The sequence below is a fragment of the Bacillus sp. SH7-1 genome, assembly GCF_008042405.1.
Classification (GTDB): Bacteria; Bacillota; Bacilli; order Bacillales; family Bacillaceae_G; genus Bacillus_A; species Bacillus_A thuringiensis_N.
The window spans coordinates 37,391-57,132 of sequence record NZ_QNUD01000019.1 but is presented as its reverse complement, the minus strand read 5'-3'; the positions used below and the strand labels follow the sequence as shown (position 1 = coordinate 57,132).

Below are 19,742 nucleotides of genomic sequence, written 5' to 3'. Positions count from 1 at the left end.
TAACATAAGGAGAATATCAGTCTTAGCTGTGATGAGGGGAGGAGTATTTAAAATAATTTTTTATTGTAGTTGTATCAATTTGGTCAGCAAATAAAGGGGATGGGGATATTTGTAAAGTGTTTTGAAGGATATGGTATGTCTTGTTCAAGTGTTCAATATAAGGGATGTATATATGATCTAAAATTGCTGGAGGTAAATCTAAAGTTTCATGTTTCCATAAGTCGAACTCATTTGGATTAATAATCTGCATACTTCCAAAATGAAAAGCTATTAATTCATCTTGATCAATAAGAACTTTGTTATCTGTTTTTGATATAGAACTGCTATTTAGAATAACATTCCAAGGTGCTGCATCAATACCTTTGTGAGTCATGATTTTTATATTAGCAAAAATGTTAGGAATGTAATTTAAATATTTTTGGTCACCCCATCTATTCATTTCAACATCATAATGATTTTTGCAATATTCTAGGCATTTATCTTTCCACCATGTTAAAATTTCTTTACTATTTTGATCGTTTTTAAATCCTACTAAACCAGCTTGGTATATACCGTGTATGTTTTCAATTTCAGTCGAACTTCTTTGAGGACAAAGGAATACAGAGTATTTCCACCATTCATCAAGAATGATATTAGGTGTTGTAAAGAAATACATATCAGCATCACAATATATGATGTGATCAACTTCGGGATAAAGACTAAGGACATGTAGACAAAGAGGTGCTTTTAATGTCCAACAATATTCTTGTAAATTCCTCTCATTTTTTATATTGAGTAGTTCATGATTTTCAATATCTTTTACCGGAATGAGTATGGCGTGCTTTAATTTTAATTTTTTCAATATTTGATAAGTCAAATCATCCATACAACAGATCCATACAGTAAATTTAGCGTTGAGATTTTCTAAGGAATAATAAGAGGTCAATCCTTGAATTAATCGTTCTTTACTTATAATCATAGAAAAGTTCATAAAATGATTCGATTGATTCATTTTTCTTCTTAATTGTGAATCTTTATATAAGGTTTGGGCTTCATTTATATCTTTTTTACTTAAAAATTGTTTCGTATTTTTATTGAGTTTTTCTTTTAATTGCTTTAAAACAAATTGAATTCTCTCTAAATAAGGAGTGTAAATATGGTTTAATATATTGTTTGGTATTGAAATTTCTCCCAAAGACCAAAGGTCAAAATCATTTTCAGTAAAGATAGTAATACATGCAAAATGGTAAACAACTAGTTTATCGTTTTCAATAAATATATCGTTTTTAGTCTTGTCAATTTTGTAATCGTTATTATATATACAGTTCCAAGGCGCAGTATTTATACCTAAGTTATTTGAAATTTTTACTTTTGGAAAATAGATAGGGATATAATCTAAATACTTTTGGTCGCCAAACTTTCCCTCCTCAGGCTCGGCACTGCACCAATCTATACATTTATTTTTCCACCATCTTACACTTTTTAGTCCATAGAGATCATTCTTAAATCCAATTAGACCAGCCTGATACTTTCCGTACATTTTTTCTACCCAATCACGATCTCTTTGGGGAGTAAGGAAAATAGAATGTTCACCCCACTCTTCAAAAATAATATTAGGATCAGAGAAAAAGCATAAATCACCATCACAATATAGAATAGATGATAAATCATAATTTACCAATAAATATTCTATCAAGACAGATTTTAAAGTCCAACAATATTCATTTACTTTTCTTTTTCTCTTAATTGCTTTTAGTTCACTATCTTCTAATTCTTCAACTTGTAAAAGGTTTACGTTAATTAGATTCATTTCTTTTAATAATGAATATGCAAAAGGATCTATACAACAAATCCACAATGTGAAGTTTTCCGAGTACTGCATTAATGATTGCTGTAAGGCAATGATTTTCAAGACATATTCACTACCTACAATGACACAGAAATGATTATTTAAATTATGTTGTTGATTATAGAATTGAGGGTTAATTTTTTTTTGAGTATTTTTGGGGGAGAGATTTGAAGTTTTAATTCTTTTGGAAAGCGGGTTAACTATTTTCTCATTAGAGGGGATATACAATCGAGGTAAACTTATTTTTTTATCATTAAAGCTCAATGTTTATTCAGTCCTCTCCACTAAATTTTATTAGGATTCCAACTTTCATCTACAGTCTTTATATCTTTAGGAGTATCGACACTAGCCCAAAAATCATTGTGTTCATAGACTGCGAGCTCATTATCTTTTATTAAATTTCGGAGAGGAGCTTCTTCTAAAACACAATCATCACTGTTACTTAAATAATCGAATATTTCTTTGTTAAATACAAAAAAACCACCGTTAATTACTTCATCAAGTAATGGTTTTTCTTTAAAATCAATAGCAATGCCATTTTCGACTGCTAATAGGCCATATTGACTATTCTTTTTAATTCCAGTTAATGTAGCAATTTTTCCTTTTTCTTTATGGAATGCTATTAGTTTATCAATATCTATATTGGCTAATCCATCGCCATAAGTTAATAAAAAGGTTTCACCCTGTACAAAGGGTTCAAGTTTTTTTAGTCTTGCCCCGGTCATTGTATCAATTCCTGTATCAATAAAGTGTATATTCCAATTTTCTAATTCCTGAAGTAGCGTATATTGACTGGTTTTAAAATTCAAACTAAAGTCATTTTCTTTCCAGCTAAAGTCCATAAAATATTCTTTAATTTTCTCCCCTTTATATCCTAAGGGCAAAATGAAATCAGAATGTCCATATTTTCTATACCAATTCATTATATGCAAGAGGAGAGGCTTTCCTTGAACTCGAACTAATGGTTTGGGAATGTCCTCTAAAATTCCTTGCATCCGAAGCCCTTTTCCGCCACACAAAATTATGACTTTCATAGATCTATTTCCTTCCTCTCTATATATTTTACTAATTTAAGCTATGTAGTTTGTTTGATAAATGTATACACGGTTGTACCATAATGACAATCAACTAAAAAATATATGTTAGATTTATAATTCAAATGCTGATTAAATGTGGAGAATACGCACTGTAGTTTATCATCAATTGTATGTAAATTAGGTTATATTAAAAGTTCATGCTTTAGTTTTATTTAATACTAATGAAAGAAATTGTTTGTTCGTAAGATAAAAGAATGGGAGGGGAATCAGGGGAATTGAAGAAGCTTATAAAGAAAAATCTAAGAAGACAAAATTATACTGAAAATAAGATAAAGCATGGAAGTAGGCAGTCGTGAACATACTACGTAAGCAGAATATACCGATTGTATAAATGCTTTCAAAGAAATTTACAGGGGAATAACGAAGGGAATTAGCTATTTAAAGGAAAAGGGAACAAATATTACATTTTACATTCTAAAAATTTAAAAAAGAGCACCGTATAAAGGTGCTCTAGTGATGGAATTAATTTTGTAAAGAACTATTGATCCTATAAAGAAGGACTTACAAATTATTATATGAACAGTTTATGAATTAAGTGTGTATCAATTAGATGGGAATTTTATTTCGCTACATCTATTTTAATTTACAGACAAAATCATGTTAAAAGTAAAAATAAAATTAATAAGTTAATGTTATTTTATTTAAAATATAATCCCAATCGGAATCATCACCTTCCCATCTATCCTGATAACGTGGGAGTTCAATTGAACAAACCCCCGGTATGCCCCAATTTTGTTCAACAATACTAGATATACCTTCCTTAAAATTAACAATAAGAATATTAAAATCTTTATTTGTAATTTCCGATAATACGTTTTGTAATTCAACTGCTTCATCTCGATTTCCCCAAATTCTAATGAATAAAATTGATTCGCTATTAGTTATTTTCTTAAGGAATCGATTAATTTTAGTGTCTAGTTTAGCTTTAAAAGAAGGATAGGTAACTTTCCAATTCTCATCTGAGTTAATAGGAAAGTCATGCATTGAAAAACAATTATAATAAGTGTCCTTTATACAGTAGGTAATTCGTTCTGCCCATTTAGTTTGATTATCAAATTCTGATTCAATAAGGCCGTAACTTTCTGAACCTTCTATGACCATATTTTCCAAGTTCATAAATTTTTCAAATCGATTTTGAAGTAATCTGTTTACATCTGAAAGTGATGGATAATAAAACCAATCTAAAGGTCCAGAAAATGTTCTTAAATGGTGTCTTTTGATTTGGTTGGTAACTTGACACAATCCTCCTAAACTTACAATTAGACCATAGGATTTTTGTATATCTTCTAGGTTCATCCGCATCATCCTTTTTATAAAAATAATTTAAATTATCTGTTCATTATATGATGCAATAATATACTGATGTGGGCCTATATATCGAAGTACATAAAACTAAGACATTCGTACAAACTTAAAAAATCAAAATTTCTAAGTTAAGGAATTTTATCTTTGATGTTATATCATGAAGTTGCTATTGAAATAAACTCTGATAGGGATATTGCACTAGGTTATATATTTTCCAGTAACCTAAATTAGAAACCTGTCCTTGATTACGGTAGTAAATTGTTGTTCTTTTAAAAGAAACCTTAGATAAAAAAGAAAAATCTATTGATTCTAGCATTTAACCAGTAGATTTTTCTTTGAGTTAGCATCTTTTACAGAATAATTATTGACGAGGGGAAATTCTACTAAGAAATGCCATTAAATGCTGTACTAATTTCTAATGGTCCCAGTATCTTTTATTTTGACGTGTGTCTTTACATTTATTTTAGCCTCTGCTATCGCTTGCGACCAATTTCCTTTTACTTTTTTCCATTCTTTATATTGAAAAGCTCTAGCATATAGGGATAATCCGATTGGATCAATTTTATTCTGCTGTATTTCATTTAATATATTTTGTAAATTATTATTAATTTCTTTTTGAATAGCACTTTTTAAATTATATATATTTTTTTTATTATCATAGTACCCCTTAATTAAATTCGAATTGGTTTTTTCTACTAAAGCTACATTGGCATTAATATCGAGATTAAATACAAACTTTCCATTTTGAAAAGTAACATCTACCTTCCTTGTCGCATTCTGTACGAAAATAGAAGTGTTTGTTTTTTTGTTGGATTTTTTAGAAGGAAGCGCAAGGTGTAGTATCATTCGGCCGTTACTCTTTGGCTTATTTATAAGATTGAAAAATTTAACATCTTTTTTAGGGAGATGAGTTAAATATTTCCCTCGGCGATTTAAAAATGCAATTCCTACTGTGTCGATTTCATTATTTGTTTTTTTGATAATTGGAACAGTTTGCGTCATTCCTTCTTCATTTTGTTCTCTCATTAATTGTTGAATTGTAGAAGAGACGGATTGGTTATTTTGAATGGAGGATTCGATTACACCATTTATATAAGATGATAGTGATGGTTTACTAAGCTTATGAATTTTAAAAATTTCTTCTGCATGTCCATCTACAAGTACTACTTTAGCATTAATGGTAGCGTAAGGATCACGATAAGAAGAATCAAGTTCCTGCAACCAATTTGTTTCTCGCGCTAATTTTTTTCCAATTAAAATGATTTCAGCTTTGGAAGCTGTCAAATAGCCCGTTAACTTCGTATCTATCTTACTGAATCCAGTATATACAGTTGATGCTTGTGTCCAATGTTCTATAGTACTTTTTTGCTGTTTATGATGAAAGAGTGGTATGCTTGTTCCAACTTTTATGTCTCCATTAGGGGTTCTATCCAAGCCAATTAACAGGATTAAAGAAACCTTCTCAAGAGGAATTCTCTGACTACAACCAATTATATATACACAACATAGTACAATCCATATCCATTTTCGAATCAAAGTTGTTTCCTCCTAGTAACCCAAGTAAAAAGAATACTGTAAGCGAAAAATAAGATTGGGAATAGAATAAAGAAAAGGACATTTAAGATATCCATAAGAGAATATATAAACAAATATTGATCCACATCGGGATTTACGAAAATAAATAGGCTAACTATAAATAAAATAAAAGCAAGCAGCGCCCAATTTCGGGCGTTTTTTTGAAGTGATATGGTCATAGATTCAAAACTGAAAAATAAATACGGATATAAAGTAGTGGAGAATACAATTAAATAGTAAGCGATATAAATAATTTCTAATCGTTCCATGAAAGAAAAACGAACCCCTTGTAACAAATGAAATACGGGCCAAATTACATCTTTTATCCCCTCGGGGCTAAAGTATATATAAGAAAGAATAGTCACATATAGATAGAAAATCATGGTTCCAGTATTAGCTATTAGTAGTCCTTTTATGGCCTTTTGTTTTTTTTGTAAGAACGGATATATATAATATGCAATTTCTAAGCCAGCATAAGGAGTAATAGTTTCTTTTGTTGCCTTTAAAATAGGATATAATCCCTCTTTAAAAATAGGTAGTAGGTGTAAAGGGTTGTAGTTACTCTTTAGTGAAAAAAGAAGAAATAGTGGCATCCAAGTAGTGAAGAAGAAAACAAGCATAGAATAACTAGTAAGAGCCCTTAACCCACTCAGAGCTAAAATAATAAAAGGTAATAGTAATAATATGGTGATTTGATAAGCAGGAGTGGAAGGGAATATCCACACTTTTACAATATCAGTTGCCTTTAATAAAGTATTAAAGCCAGCAAAAAATAAATAAAAGGCATATAAAAGAAAAAGAATTGTCCCTATCCATTTACCAAAGTAAGTTTTTAAGATTTGTGAAAAATTTTTGTTAGGATTTTTTTGTAACATTAATATAATAAATACGCCGATTATAGAAGTAGCTATCCATCCAAGAATGATCGAAATCCAGCCATCTGTACCAGCCGTAGTAGCAAGTGGGCTTGGCATAATTAACATACCAGATGCAAGTTGTAGTGAATGAATGAAAATAATAAATTCGAACAAAGTTAAGTTTTGGAACTTAAGATTCCCCATGTGAACCACCTTCTTTTTTCCTTCTTTGTTTCGGCTGACCTGTACTCGAGCGGCTGGTAAGCATAGAAATAGGAAATCTTATAAAAGAATCTTTTAATTCATGAAGCCGAAATGGTGCGATTGGCAATCCGTATGGTGAACCATAGGAAGTTAGTGAAACAAAATGAGCAAATAAGAGCATTAATCCACTAACAATACCTACAATCCCATAAAAGTAAGCCAATAACATCATTGGAAAACGAATAAGGCGTATAGAACTTGATAAATCATAATTAGAAACAATAAATGAAGCAATGGCTGTAATAGAGACGATAATAACCATAACGTTACTCACAAGACCTGCTTGAACAGCCGCCTGTCCAATTACAATCCCTCCAACAATTCCAATAGTTTGTCCAATTGGTTGTGGTAAGCGAATACCAGCTTCACGTAGCATTTCTAGCGTGATTTCCATTATAAAAGCTTCCAATAAGGGAGAGAAAGGGACTTTGACTCTTGATGTTGCAATAGAAGTGTATAAATCTATAGGAATGATTTCAAAGTGAAAAGAGACTATAGCTATATAAAATGCTGGTAAAAAAATAGCTATAATAAATCCTGCAAATCGTAATAAGCGAAAAAATGATGCAACGAGCCAATGAATATTATAATCATCCGGAGTTTGAAAGAATCCAATTAAATTCATTGGAACAATCATTGCGCCAGGGGATCTATCCATTAACACTGCTACTTTCCCATCAAGTATATGATTTGAAATAGCATCTGGGCGTTCGCTTAAATAAGCCTGTGGAAAAGGAGACCAATTTTGATCCTTTGTAAAATTAGATAGTTCACCAATGCTTAATACCGCATCCGTTTTAATTCTACAGATTCTGTTTTCTATTTCTTGAACTACATCTGCATTCGCAACGTCACCTAAATAAATTAAATAAACAAAAGAAGTTGCTCGTTCTCCAATCGTCAGCTTTTTGATTTTTAACTCTGCAGAAGGAAGATATCGACGAATTAAGCCTATATTTTTCGTGGCATTCTCAATAAATCCATCATGCGATCCTTTAATAGTAACTTCTGAAATTGGTTCTTGAATCGCTCTCTCTGCCCAGCCTTTTGTATTTATTAGAAGTGAACGATTTTCTCCTTCCATAAATAGTACACATTGACCTTCAAGTAATCCTTCTTTAATTTCATTCCATGTATATACTATTTTGGTATGAGTAGCGATAATATTAGAATTAAATATTTGACTGTCTTCATTTACTTCTTGTAATAATGGTGTAACAACATTGCCTTTTAAAGCAACACCATCAGTAAGGCCTTCAAAGTAATATAGTAAAATATTCGTATTTGTTTTTAATTGCAAAGGGTGTTCAATTAAATCTGCACTAATATCAAAGATATTATCTAATGTATTTTTAAGTTCTTTTAAGTTACTTGTTTGGATCTTTTCAATATTTTTATCTGTTTTAGTTTCTAAGGTCTCTTCATTTAAGGACAAAATTGACACCTCTTTAATATATAACGATTAGTTGTATTTATTATTTTTATAAGATGGAATTTTATTCACAAATTCAAACAAATTGGGAATAGAAATTAATAATTGAGAGCAAAAAAGTAGAGGTAATTTGTGGGGAAATCTAAGTATCAAGATAGAATTGAAATTTGAATGATTATAATAAAAAAGAACCCTTGATAGGCTCTTTTTCATAGTTGGTAAATATGTTGTCAACAATAGAGGATAATTAAGGTAGTAATTTAGATGTCTTTAAGTTAATCAGCTGAATTTTGTAGGAGAATTGTTTTTTCATACCTTAATGCTCGATTAAAAAGGACACTACGTTTATTTGGGTGTTCTAGTGTATTTGAACTTTGCATGCTAACAATTTTTGTTTAGGGACAAAATTGTTTTCTGAATTGAAAGAAAAATAAAGATGCAAAATTCCTATTAGTTATTTTGGTAGGTATCAAATATTTCTTTGGCCTTATTTACTTGTTGTTACCGTACGTTTATATGTTCCTAAGGGAAAGAAATACTTTCATTTTTATTACCCTCTATTGTTTGATTAAGATGGTAACACGAAAATGAAACGTTTACAACCAGAAAATAAAGAAAAAATAGTAAAATACGACTTTTTCCGACAATTCATCTGTGTTTATATATAATATTTTTATAGGAAAAGGTGAAGGGAAACGTACCTTTTCCTATAAATTTTTTGTAGGAATTAGAAATAATTCAAGTAATAATAGCCGAAAATTAAAATGAAATTCAATGAATTTGAACCTAAAGTCATGAAAAACATTGATAACGTTACCATTGAATTTATGAACTGTAAGAGTTTTAAAAAGTATGGTCAAACTTTAGTCCATTTTGCGTTTCTTCCTTTTGAAACTAGCTTAATATGGCCAAATAATTGCAAGGAATTTAAAGCCTTACTAATTGTACTCTCTGCAATGTCTGGATATCTGTTACGAATACTTTCCTTAGTAAAGGGTTGTTTTTGTTTAAGTATAAAATCCTGAATTCTCTCGACTTTAGTATGTTTACATATAGAATCAAGAACAGTGTTATGTAAATCTTTGTAAGCCTCTAATATAATAGTTAAAAACGTTTTTAACCAAAAGCTACTATTGTGTTCCTCACAGTACCAATTTACCGAAGATTTATAAATCGAATTGTAATATTCAGATTCGTTTTTCTTAATATACTTATCCAAACATACATATTTTACAAATGTATGTCCACTCTTAATTAGCAGCAACTGCATTAACATAAATGCTAGCCTACCATTACCTTGATTGAAAGGGACTATGCAATAAAAATTTAATATAAAACGAGCTATTAATAAAAGTGAATGTAGCCCCTTACTAGTATTTAATGAGTTGTATTGATCACATAATTGCTCCATAAACTGTGGAATGAGTTCATGTGGAAGAATGCGGTAACTATTCAAGTGCATTCCATGCTCGGGAATACCTGGAATAATAAAAGGTTTTTCACGCCATTTGGCACTGTCAGAGGTAAGGTAATGTATTAGTTGAAAATGTAATTCCTGTATAGTTGCTGGATTAATTGATAAAGTACAGGAGTTTTTATGTACAAAAGAAAGTGTTTGATAATAACAAAAAATAGCATCTTCCGAAATGTTTTGAGGTACTATATCATCTAAAATAAGCTCTTTTAATCTTTTATTAGGAACTTTTATATCCTCATGAATAGTAGTGAAATTTTTTATGTAATGTAGTGGTATAGTTTTTTCTAAACTATTAAATATGTCAGGATTTTGTTCCTGGTAAGCAGTTAATTTTCCTTTGAATTCGCTAATTTCACTTATTAAATTGATTAACCTCCTTTTTAATTCAATATTTTTATACTTATCATCAAAAAAATCTCTCATTTTTGTTCCCCCTGTACCCCTTAACACGTTGTTGCATATATCATTCCATTCTAAAGGTATTTCATGACATCATTATAAAATAACGACAATTTTGTTCTAATTTTGATCATGTTTTAGAACCTATATTTTTATTTGATAATAAAAACATAGGAATTATAAAGAAGAATCGTTAGGATTCAATTTTAATAGGCATAATCCTAACATCAAATGTACAAATGTACAAATGTACAATAAAAAAATACAAAATATAAAACTATTGACACTTTTGAAAGATTATTTAAAGGATTATTAAGTAGCTATAGATGTGTTTTAGTTTAAAAGTAAATATTGAAGTGGTAATAAAGTTTTCATGGTTGAAAAAAATAAACTATTAATTTGTGACAGTTAAGTGCCTAATCTATTCATTTGGTATGATGAGAATTCCAAAAATAAACCCTAACGAGCTTAATTTTCTATATTTAGCATAAAGATTAGGGGAGGTATGTTGATGAAATGTACTATTAAATATAGAAATATGTAACGTTTAACACTTGTATTGTAAAATAGTTTGACATAAGTTAATTTAAATACTAGGTACAGGAACATGTAATAAAAATTCAGTAAAGTACCCTTTAAACGTTTCACCCTAAAAACGTTTATATTTATAATGAATTTCAAGCAAACTGAAGTTTTTTGTTTGTTCTTGTATCTTATTCGGTAAAAACAATACAATAAATTGATAGAATGTTACGGGAGAATTGGATTTTCAATTCTCTTTTTCTTACCTTACATTATCAATCTCTAGATGATTTGTTTACAGTAAGAATTCACAGGTTAGAAGATGACTATTCAAAAGTACATAAAGTTCAGTTGGATATCATAATGTATTTTATTGTGTTTTTAGGGTTTAGAAAACATGTGTGAATTTAGCCTTGGAAATGACTTGTTTGTATGTTGTATAGCAGAAATGTGAAGTCTGGAAGAGACTGATTTAATCAGCTTCTTCCAGACTTTTTACTTTTAAATTGTATTTTTTTAGCATGAGGGTAAATATAATTATTTAAATTAATATTTGAATTTTTTGTGAAATAATGTAAGGATTTTATTCCTCTATTAATACATAATGTTACAAAATAGAGTTATTGTATTTATTTTATTAACATATGAGATTAAAAATAATAATAAATGTATCAATGTATGAGAGATATTAGTATATTTAATAGAAATTTGTTCGTTTATCTCTATATTGCTATTATATTAGCGATAACAATAATATATTGGGGGGACAAGAATGAATTTGAAATTAACATCTAAATTCGAAGGATTAAGAAAAAGTAAAAAAGGAATTGGTGCCTGTATTTTAGCTGTAGGGGTGACGGCTATTACAATGATTCCTCAAAGTGCGTATGCACATGGATTTGTTGAAAAGCCAAGCAGTCGTGCTGCTTTATGTAGTCAGAATTATGGAGCATTAAATTTAAATTGTGGAAATATAATGTACGAAGCTCAAAGCTTAGAAGCACCTAAAGGATTCCCAGATGGTGGACCGATTGATGGGAAAATCGCTTCGGCAGGAGGATTGTTTGGAGGAACTCTTGACCAACAAACAGCAAATCGCTGGTTCAAAAATACGATTAAGGGTGGAGCAAATACCTTTACATGGAAATATACAGCTGCACATCTTACAAGTAAATGGCATTACTACATTACAAAAAAGGGATGGGATCCTAATAAACCATTAACACGTGCTGAATTAGAACCAATTGGAACTGTGAAACATGACGGTTCGGCCGCATCAAATAATTTAACACATACAATTAATGTACCAACTGATCGAAATGGTTATCATGTTATTTTAGCTGTATGGGATGTAGCAGATACGTCAAATGCGTTTTATAATGTAATTGATGTAAATCTAGTAAATAATGAAACTCCTGATACAGTAGCTCCAAGTCAACCAACTGAATTAAACGCGTCTAAAGTTACTGCCAATAGTGTTGCACTAACATGGAAAGCTTCTATGGATAATATAGGTGTAAAGGAATATCAAGTGTTACGCAATGGGGAAGTAATTGATACGGTACCAGGTACAACATTTATTGATAAAAAACTAAAAGCAAATACGGAATATACTTATACAATAAAGGCGTTAGACTCTGCTGGAAACATATCAAAAGAAAGTGAAGAATTAAAGGTTAAGACAACAAATGAAATCCCAGATATAGAAGCTCCGACTCAACCGAAAGGATTACATAGTATGAGTACAACAGCGACCACTGTTGATTTGATGAGGAGTCCGTCTGAAGATAATGTAGGTGTAGACCATTATATTGTATATAGAGAAAGCTTTGGAGTTATGAATAAAATTGGGACAACGGCTAATACATCCTTTATGGATAAAGGGTTAAAGGCTAATACATCGTATAAATATGTAGTGACGGCGGTTGATTTAGCTGGAAATGAATCTAGTAGAATTGATGTATTAAATGTAATAACAAAGTCAGAGGATTCCACATATGAAAAATGGGATGCAAGAAAAGCATATACAAAAGGTGATAGAGTAGTACATGAGGGAAAAGTGTATGAAGCAGTTCAAGATTATCAAGGCAATGGTGACACAAATTGGATTTTTGCCCTATCGCTTTGGAAGCCAGTTTTGAATAAATGATAAGTGGGAAAATGTAGTTAACATTTTTGGGTTTTTCTTTGAAAGTAAAGGGTCGTTCCAAATATAAATCCCTTAATGGTTTAAATGATATACTAATAAATTTAATCACCATCCTAATGTTTACGAAATGAAAGCAGAAAAGAATCCCAATGGTATTCCATCAAAAAGGAACTCCAGTGGGATTCTTTTATTTTCTAATTTGTAATAGCGTATATTTTCACAGTGAATTTGCTAGTGGCACCAATCGGACTTGCGATATAATATTTAGTATTTGTGTAAGCCTCAGTCCTAGATCCATGTGAAATATTTTTCCAACGAATAGAATCGGTACCCAAGGAAACATCAATCATTACATTGAAAGAGATAGTAGAAGGATGATCTTTCTCTGAAGGCTCAATAACCCATTTTAATTCTTTAGTCCCTACAGTTAAAAATATTATCTATTTGACTTCGTGAAGAGCATTTTTGTAAATTACTTTAATTTTATATAAATTTAAGCAGAAACTTTTATTTTAATTATGTAGATTCACGAATAATTAAGTTAGTAGGATATTCAATAATTTTACGTTTAATAGATTCATCTGTATTTATATATAATAGTATCTCGTTAACGGTTCGTTTACTCAGTTTAACAATTGGAATATCAATAGTACTAATTGTTGGGTTTGTAACTGTACAAATTAATTGATTATCATAACCACAAACAGCTAAGTCAGTTGGAATAGAATACCCTTTAATAGTAGCTCCTTTAATGACTCCAGCAGCAACTTGATCATTTCCTGTAAATAATGCAGTAGGTTTATCTTTTAATTTATCTAGCTTCTCAAAAATTCTAAACCCATCATTAATAGTAATTGCATCTCCAAATAGCCATTTTTTATTGAATGGTAATTGTTTTTCTTTTAAGGCATGCAGATAACCTTGTTGGCGTTTTAATTGTGCTTGACTATTAAGAGAATCAAAACAAAAGCCAATTTTTTTATGCCCTTTGCTTATTAAATGTTTAACAGCTTTGTATCCAGCTTCAAATTCATCGTAACAAATTATCGGAATAGGCGCATTTTCCTCATACTCATTACAAAGTATTATGGGCCCATATGCTAAATAATGCTCTATATTTTCCCAACTATTTTCTAGGGATGCGAGAATTACACCATCTACAGCCTTATTCTTTAGTAATGAAAGTAATTCAAGTTCAATTTTTTTCTCATAAAAAGTCTGATAAATTAGCAATTTGTAATTATGCTTTAATAATTCTTTAGAAATTTCTCTAGCCAATTTTCCGAAAAAGGGATGATCTATATTTGGAATTGATAGTGCAATGGTTTGTGTCTTATTTACCCTAAGATTCCTTGCAATAGAACTAGGAGTATAGTTGAATTCTTTCATTACTTTTATTATTTTCTCACGTTTTTCTAAATTTACATAAGGATGATTATTTAGAACTCTTGAAACCGTAGCATTTGATACATTACATAATTTAGCTATTTCATTAATTGTTACCATAGAGAAACCCTCCGTAAAAAATATGTTGACATGTAATCGATAACATAAAATATAGTCTACTCATGATTTTCAAAATAATTTCTTAGAGGTGATTTAACGTGAAAACTCTTACTACAATTTCTGGACATAGTAAAGACAATTTAGCTTTATTAAAGTGCCTACAGGGGGAAACAAAAGAAAAAGAATTTGAAATTAGTAATATATTACCGAATCACAAGATGAAAGAGAAATTATTTAGGGAAAACAAATTGAAAATAGATATTGATATAGAAAAAGATATTTTCAATTATAGCAGAAAAAATATACAGAAAATAGAATTTATGCCAGTTAATCGGTTGATTTCTCAAGATGAGGTTGAAAAAATTATAGGGGTTTTAAAAGATGTTTTACCGACAGGTCAATTCACAAGTGGACCATTTCAAAAAAACTAGAAGAAGTAATCGGAAGTTATTTAAATAAAAGGTTTGTAATTGCAACAAGTAGTGGCACAGATGCTCTTATGGTGTCATTGTTATCTATTGGTATCCAGCCGGGGGATGAAGTAATTATGCCAGTTAATAGTTTTGCTGCTACTGAAAATGCTGTGTTAGCAGTCGGAGCAAAACCTATATTTGTAGATATAGATCAGAAGAGTTATTGTATTGATCCGTCTAAAATCGAAGAAGCTATAACCCAAAAAACTAAATGTATTTTGCCTGTACATTTGTATGGTAAACAATGTGAAATGAAAAAAATTCGTGAAATCGCGGATGTATATCAATTAAGAGTTATTGAAGATGCATGTCAAGCTATTGGTTCTTCAAATCTTGGAGAATATGGAGATATTATTGTTCTTAGTTTTAACCCATATAAGAATTTTGGTGTATGTGGTAAGGCAGGTGCAATAGTTACTAATAATGAAAATCTTGCAATTTGTTGCAATCAATATAGTTATCATGGATTTGAAATTGATAAAAAAAATAAAAAGGTATTAGACTTTGGATTCAATTCTAAAATTGATAATTTGCAAGCAGCTATTGGTTTGGAAAGGATTAAGTATTTATCATACAACAATTTAAAAAGAGCGTATTTAGCTCAACGATATATTCGTGAGTTAAAGGATTTAGAGGATAGAGAATTAATAAAGCTACCTATGATGACAGAAGATAATGTCTGGCACCTTTTTCCAATTAGAATTGAAAATGGAAGAAGAGACGAGTTGAAAAATAAATTGTACCAATTGTATAACATTGAATCAGATATTTATTATCCAGTATTATCTCATAAACAAAATACCAAATGGGTTAAGGAAAATGATTTGCAAAACAATATGTTCAATACAGAGCAAGTTCATAAAGAAATATTACATCTACCTTTACATCCAAATATGATGTTAGAAGAGCAAAATTTCGTTTTGGAGGGATTATTCAATGTCAATAAGTAATGAAGTTTTAAAGTCTTTAAATTTTGAAAGACTACCACAGGTTAAAAACCCGAAATATGTAGTGTTCTGTGATTTTGATGAAACTTATTATCCTCATAACATGGATGATTCTAAAAGAAGCAATATGAAATTGTTAGAAAAGTATTTGTATGAACAAGGAAGTAAAGGGAATCTAGTAATTGGTTGGGTAACGGGAAGTAGTTTAGAATCAATTGTTGAAAAAATGAAAAAGGGTGGTATTCAGTATTTCCCTCATTTTGTGGCGAGTGGATTAGGTACAGAAATAACGTACTTTGATAGTAATGGGACTACTATAGATGATCAAATTTGGGAAGGGAGAATTATAGAGGGTGGTTTTGATTCTTCAAAGATTGAAAGAATTCTTAAATTGCTAGAAATAAAATATGAAATTTTTTTAAGACCTCAGACACAATTAGGCAGTTCTAAGTACAAATTTAATTTTTATTATGAAGAGCAAAATGAATTTATTGATGCAAAGAATTTAGAAAAGATAGAAGAAATCGGGGAAATATTCCAAGTTGGAGTTAATATTAACAAATGTAATCCATTAGCTGGTGATCCAGAAAATTGCTATGATGTAGATTTTATTCCACTTGGAACAGGTAAAGATGAGATAGTGAAATTTATTTTAGACAAGTACGAACTAGATAGAACAAATGCAATAGCTTTTGGAGATAGTGGGAATGATTTAAGAATGCTACAAGCTGTAAGACATGGTTATTTAGTAGAAAATGCAACAGAAGAGGCTAAAAAAATACACTCAATGTTAGCTCAAGGTGAATACTCGATTGGAATTTTAAATACTCTAAAGCACATTATTAATTAAAAGGGGATGTTCATATAATGAATATTGGAATTATAGGTGCAGGCAGTATTGCAAGAGCTCATTCTAGAGCATTATCAACTGTTGATAATTGTAAATTAGTTGGAGTGTATGATGTTAATTGTGAGAATGCCGATAAATTGGTAAGGGATTTTGGTGGGGAAGTTTTTAATAGCTATGAAGAGTTACTAGAAGTAGTTGATGGGGTAATAATATCTTCCCCGAATTTTTGTCATAGATCTCAAGCTGTTCAAGCGTTATTAAAAAACAAACATGTGTTATGTGAAAAGCCAATGGCAATCTCTTGTGAAGAAGCAAAATATATGATGGCAATAGCAAAAAATACTAATTTAGTCGCTTCAATGGGGTTTAACTATCGCTACTTATCTTATGTTAAGGCTTTAAAACAATTAATTCAAAATGAAGAATTAGGGGAAATAGTAGTGATAAGATTGCATTTTAAAAAGAATAGCGCTTTTAGAAGAACTTCGTTTACTTGGCGAGATGATTTTCAAAGTAATAAAACTAGTGGGGCCTTGGGAGATTTGGGGATCCATCTAATAGACTTACTATGGTTTTTGTTCGAGAGTGATTTTAGAGAGGATACCGTTCGTACTAAAATTAAAACAAATGTTAAGGAAAAAGAAAGCAAACCAGTATTTGTTGATGACTATGCTGAGGTGTATGGCCAATTGAAAAATAAGGTTTTTGTTAATATTACAACATCTAAAAGTTCGTTTCTTGACGATTGTGGTTTTAGTATAGAGGTAATAGGTACGAAGAAAGAATATAAGTATTCTTCTAAAGAGCCAAATAAATATGTACTCTTTGATGGATTGGAAAAACATGAAATCACATTACCATTACCTTTACTAGTCGATCCAGAAAATGAGATTTTCGAATGGTCTGATTCTTTTAGAAGTGAAATTATAGAATGGGCAAAGGCTGCGGAAGGTGGCCCTAAAAAGTCTGTAGCAACATTTGAAGATGGATTTCGTTCACAGGTTATTTTGGATATGTTTTTTGATAAAAGCAGTAGTAATAAAGAGCGATCTGTAGCAACTATTTAGTTTTATGGTAAAAACAGGGGTTTAGAACTTTTACTTAAATCCCTGTTTTTATTTTGGATTGGAGTTGAGAAAAGATGCGGTTAATGTTTTATTATGGTTGCTTATTTTATTTTATTGTAGGAATCATACATGTATGTATAGGTAGTTTAATTCCTTCATTAATACAATATTATGGAAGAACCCCTGATCAATTAGGTGTTTTGATATTTTTTCAATTTACAGGTTTTTTATTTGGTGTTCTAAGTTCACCTATACTAGTAAGAAAGTATCATTATTTTAAAACAATAACATTAGGTGTTTTAGTAATGTCCATCGTTCTAGGAGGTTTTATATATATAAAAGAGTGGGCATATTTAGCTTTTATTTGCTTTGTATTAGGCTATGGAGCAGGTTTGTTAGAAACTACGGTGGGTTCCTTTATTATTTCATCAGAAAGGAATAGTGCTGCTAAATTTAGCATTCTCGAAGTATGGTTTGGGGTTGGGGCGCTAGGGTTTCCGTTACTAGTTAATTATATTATAAAATTTTATGAATGGTATTTTATTCTTTATGGGATATTACTATTCTTTATTTTTACAATATTTGTTTGGTACATGTTTGGACGTACAAAATTTCTAAATTTTTCTCCTCAAAATAATGAAAAGGGGGGAGCATCCCTTTCCTCATTCACTCTGAAATTTAAAAGTGAAAAGATTACAGTTATATTATTTATTTCACTTTTTGCATTCTTATATGCAGGCATAGAAACTAATCTTGCAAATTTTTTATCTACAATAATGATTCTTACCAATAATGAATTAATCAATTCAGTAAGTATATCTTGTTTTTGGCTAGCAATAGTTATAGGAAGAATACTTGTAGGTAAGCTAGCCCATAAAATTAATTATTGGACATACATTACATCTAGTTGCTTTACATTAGTGATTCTTTTATCTCTATTTCCCTTTGTTCGAGGTACAGGTATGTATTTGTTTATCATCTTTATTATTGGTTTAGTCATAGCGGGTGTTTTTCCAATAACATTAATTCTAGCTTCCCGTATTATGGAAAATAATATTGATCAAGTGACTAGTCTATTTATTGCATCGGCCAGTTTAGGGGGGGCACTAGTATCTTTCCTAATTAGCTGGAGTCTATCATTAAATTCTATCACTGTTACTTTTGCGATATTTTCTCTTTTTGCATTGAGTCTAGGTTGTATTATTTTAAAAATGAGGAAAATTGCAACTTACGGTAACGAAAGTACCAAAAAGGTAGAAAGTATGAAAAAGTTAATTTTATTTGGAATTCCTAAAAAGTTGATAAAGTTAAAAATTCTGTATTTGGGCTTTGATTTATATATTGTGCTGTGTAATATATAAAACAGAGATACTTTAAATATAAAAATGATATGCAACAGTGACCAGTTCGCAGGTAATAAAAATTGATTTTAATTAGCTTTTCAGATTAATCTAAGAGAGGTTTGTTATCGAATGGAGATAAAGATTAGTAAAAAGGATAAGATTGTTATCTCTATAAAATTAAAGTCTTTTTTAGCTGAACAATATTCACTGGAATTGCGTGACTACATAAGCTATGAGTTACTTGAATTCATAATAAAGGAATTAAATCCACATTTTAATCAAGTTACTAGGGACAGGTTGGAAATGTTGTTAAAGAATATAGAGAAAGATATATACAGTCAATAGACTTTATATGAGAATTGAAAAACTATAATATCATTTTAGATATCTTAATACCCAGTAAGAATAGAATAAGTAATGCGTTATAAAACACCCATCCAATTTTATTGATTATAAAGGATGGGTGTTTTCTTCATATAGGATGTTATGAAAAAACTGTCGATGAAAGTCTACATTAAAGACTATCCCGCATTTTTGTATGCTATATCATTTTCTATAACTAAAACCTAATGATATATAGACTAATTCCATATGGGAATAGTTGATAAATGACAGAATTGAAACAAAATTAGAAAAAATAACTGTATAATG

12 protein-coding genes and 3 pseudogenes are annotated in these 19,742 nt (G+C 30.1%); 6 read left to right on the top strand and 9 right to left on the bottom strand.

Features of this window, described 5'->3' with window-relative positions; genetic code table 11:
- Positions 1-22 precede the first annotated feature (22 nt).
- From DN390_RS17300 to DN390_RS17270, 7 genes are all read right to left on the bottom strand, one after another.
- Entirely contained in the window at positions 23-2,092 is a 2,070-nt protein-coding gene (locus tag DN390_RS17300; RefSeq protein WP_147807924.1) for a glycosyl transferase, read from the bottom strand.
- 20 nt (positions 2,093-2,112) lie between these two features.
- Positions 2,113-2,862 carry a sugar phosphate nucleotidyltransferase gene (locus DN390_RS17295; RefSeq protein WP_147807923.1) on the bottom strand — a complete coding sequence of 250 codons (750 nt, stop codon included), beginning with the start codon at positions 2,860-2,862 and terminating at the stop codon, positions 2,113-2,115.
- Positions 2,863-3,543: 681 nt separating this feature from the next.
- Entirely contained in the window at positions 3,544-4,221 is a 678-nt protein-coding gene (locus DN390_RS17290) for a papain-like cysteine peptidase (RefSeq protein ID WP_097844997.1), read from the bottom strand.
- A 417-nt stretch (positions 4,222-4,638) separates the two neighbouring features.
- A complete protein-coding gene (locus DN390_RS17285; protein WP_097844996.1) occupies positions 4,639-5,766 on the bottom strand; it encodes a Ger(x)C family spore germination protein in 1,128 nt (375 codons plus the stop codon).
- Positions 5,763-6,866 carry a GerAB/ArcD/ProY family transporter gene (locus DN390_RS17280; protein ID WP_097844995.1) on the bottom strand — a complete coding sequence of 368 codons (1,104 nt, stop codon included), beginning with the start codon at positions 6,864-6,866 and terminating at the stop codon, positions 5,763-5,765. Before DN390_RS17280 ends, DN390_RS17285 begins: the two co-directional genes overlap by 4 nt.
- Complete coding sequence (locus DN390_RS17275) at positions 6,853-8,361, bottom strand: spore germination protein (RefSeq protein WP_097844994.1); 1,509 nt, start codon at positions 8,359-8,361, stop codon at positions 6,853-6,855. The genes DN390_RS17280 and DN390_RS17275 overlap by 14 nt, the downstream gene beginning before the upstream one ends.
- 853 nt (positions 8,362-9,214) lie before the next feature.
- Positions 9,215-10,258, bottom strand: a complete 1,044-nt coding sequence (locus DN390_RS17270) for a Fic family protein (protein ID WP_147807922.1) — start codon at positions 10,256-10,258, stop codon at positions 9,215-9,217.
- A 1,270-nt stretch (positions 10,259-11,528) separates the two neighbouring features.
- Between DN390_RS17270 and DN390_RS17265 the strand changes: the two genes are divergently transcribed.
- Positions 11,529-12,905 (top strand): lytic polysaccharide monooxygenase, encoded by a 1,377-nt coding sequence (locus tag DN390_RS17265; RefSeq protein ID WP_147807921.1) that lies wholly within the window; start codon positions 11,529-11,531, stop codon positions 12,903-12,905.
- 194 nt (positions 12,906-13,099) lie between these two features.
- Here DN390_RS17265 and DN390_RS17260 read toward each other — a convergent pair.
- Positions 13,100-13,336 (bottom strand): annotated as a pseudogene (locus DN390_RS17260) (phosphatidylinositol-specific phospholipase C); the annotation flags it as partial.
- Positions 13,337-13,421: 85 nt separating this feature from the next.
- Positions 13,422-14,411, bottom strand: a complete 990-nt coding sequence (locus DN390_RS17255) for a LacI family DNA-binding transcriptional regulator (protein ID WP_147807920.1) — start codon at positions 14,409-14,411, stop codon at positions 13,422-13,424.
- Positions 14,412-14,509: 98 nt separating this feature from the next.
- Here DN390_RS17255 and DN390_RS17250 point away from each other — a divergent pair.
- The 5 genes and pseudogenes from DN390_RS17250 (at position 14,510) to DN390_RS17230 (ending at position 19,436) form a co-directional block, all read left to right on the top strand.
- Positions 14,510-15,834: pseudogene (locus DN390_RS17250) on the top strand (DegT/DnrJ/EryC1/StrS family aminotransferase).
- Positions 15,821-16,681 (top strand): HAD-IIB family hydrolase, encoded by an 861-nt coding sequence (locus tag DN390_RS17245; protein ID WP_147807919.1) that lies wholly within the window; start codon positions 15,821-15,823, stop codon positions 16,679-16,681. The pseudogene DN390_RS17250 and the gene DN390_RS17245 overlap by 14 nt, the downstream one beginning before the upstream one ends.
- A 17-nt stretch (positions 16,682-16,698) precedes the next feature.
- Positions 16,699-17,748: a Gfo/Idh/MocA family protein gene (locus tag DN390_RS17240; RefSeq protein ID WP_147807918.1), complete on the top strand. Its 1,050-nt coding sequence runs from the start codon at positions 16,699-16,701 to the stop codon at positions 17,746-17,748.
- Positions 17,749-17,822: 74 nt separating this feature from the next.
- Positions 17,823-19,022, top strand: a pseudogene (locus tag DN390_RS17235) (MFS transporter); the annotation flags it as partial.
- Positions 19,023-19,220: 198 nt separating this feature from the next.
- The gene (locus DN390_RS17230) at positions 19,221-19,436 is read left to right on the top strand and encodes a DUF2164 family protein (RefSeq protein ID WP_147807917.1); all 216 of its coding nucleotides are present in this window, start codon (positions 19,221-19,223) and stop codon (positions 19,434-19,436) included.
- Positions 19,437-19,742: the final 306 nt, after the last annotated feature.

What these genes read in the sequence shown, in the direction of transcription:
- DN390_RS17280 (WP_097844995.1), bottom strand. Translation starts at nt 6,866, where the DNA reads ATGGGGAATCTTAAGTTCCAAAACTTAACTTTGTTCGAATTTATTATT.
- DN390_RS17270 (WP_147807922.1), bottom strand. Translation starts at nt 10,258, where the DNA reads ATGAGAGATTTTTTTGATGATAAGTATAAAAATATTGAATTAAAAAGG.
- DN390_RS17265 (WP_147807921.1), top strand. Translation starts at nt 11,529, where the DNA reads ATGAATTTGAAATTAACATCTAAATTCGAAGGATTAAGAAAAAGTAAA.
- DN390_RS17255 (WP_147807920.1), bottom strand. Translation starts at nt 14,411, where the DNA reads ATGGTAACAATTAATGAAATAGCTAAATTATGTAATGTATCAAATGCT.
- DN390_RS17245 (WP_147807919.1), top strand. Translation starts at nt 15,821, where the DNA reads ATGTCAATAAGTAATGAAGTTTTAAAGTCTTTAAATTTTGAAAGACTA.
- DN390_RS17230 (WP_147807917.1), top strand. Translation starts at nt 19,221, where the DNA reads ATGGAGATAAAGATTAGTAAAAAGGATAAGATTGTTATCTCTATAAAA.
- DN390_RS17290 (WP_097844997.1), bottom strand. Translation starts at nt 4,221, where the DNA reads ATGAACCTAGAAGATATACAAAAATCCTATGGTCTAATTGTAAGTTTA.
- DN390_RS17295 (WP_147807923.1), bottom strand. Translation starts at nt 2,862, where the DNA reads ATGAAAGTCATAATTTTGTGTGGCGGAAAAGGGCTTCGGATGCAAGGA.
- DN390_RS17240 (WP_147807918.1), top strand. Translation starts at nt 16,699, where the DNA reads ATGAATATTGGAATTATAGGTGCAGGCAGTATTGCAAGAGCTCATTCT.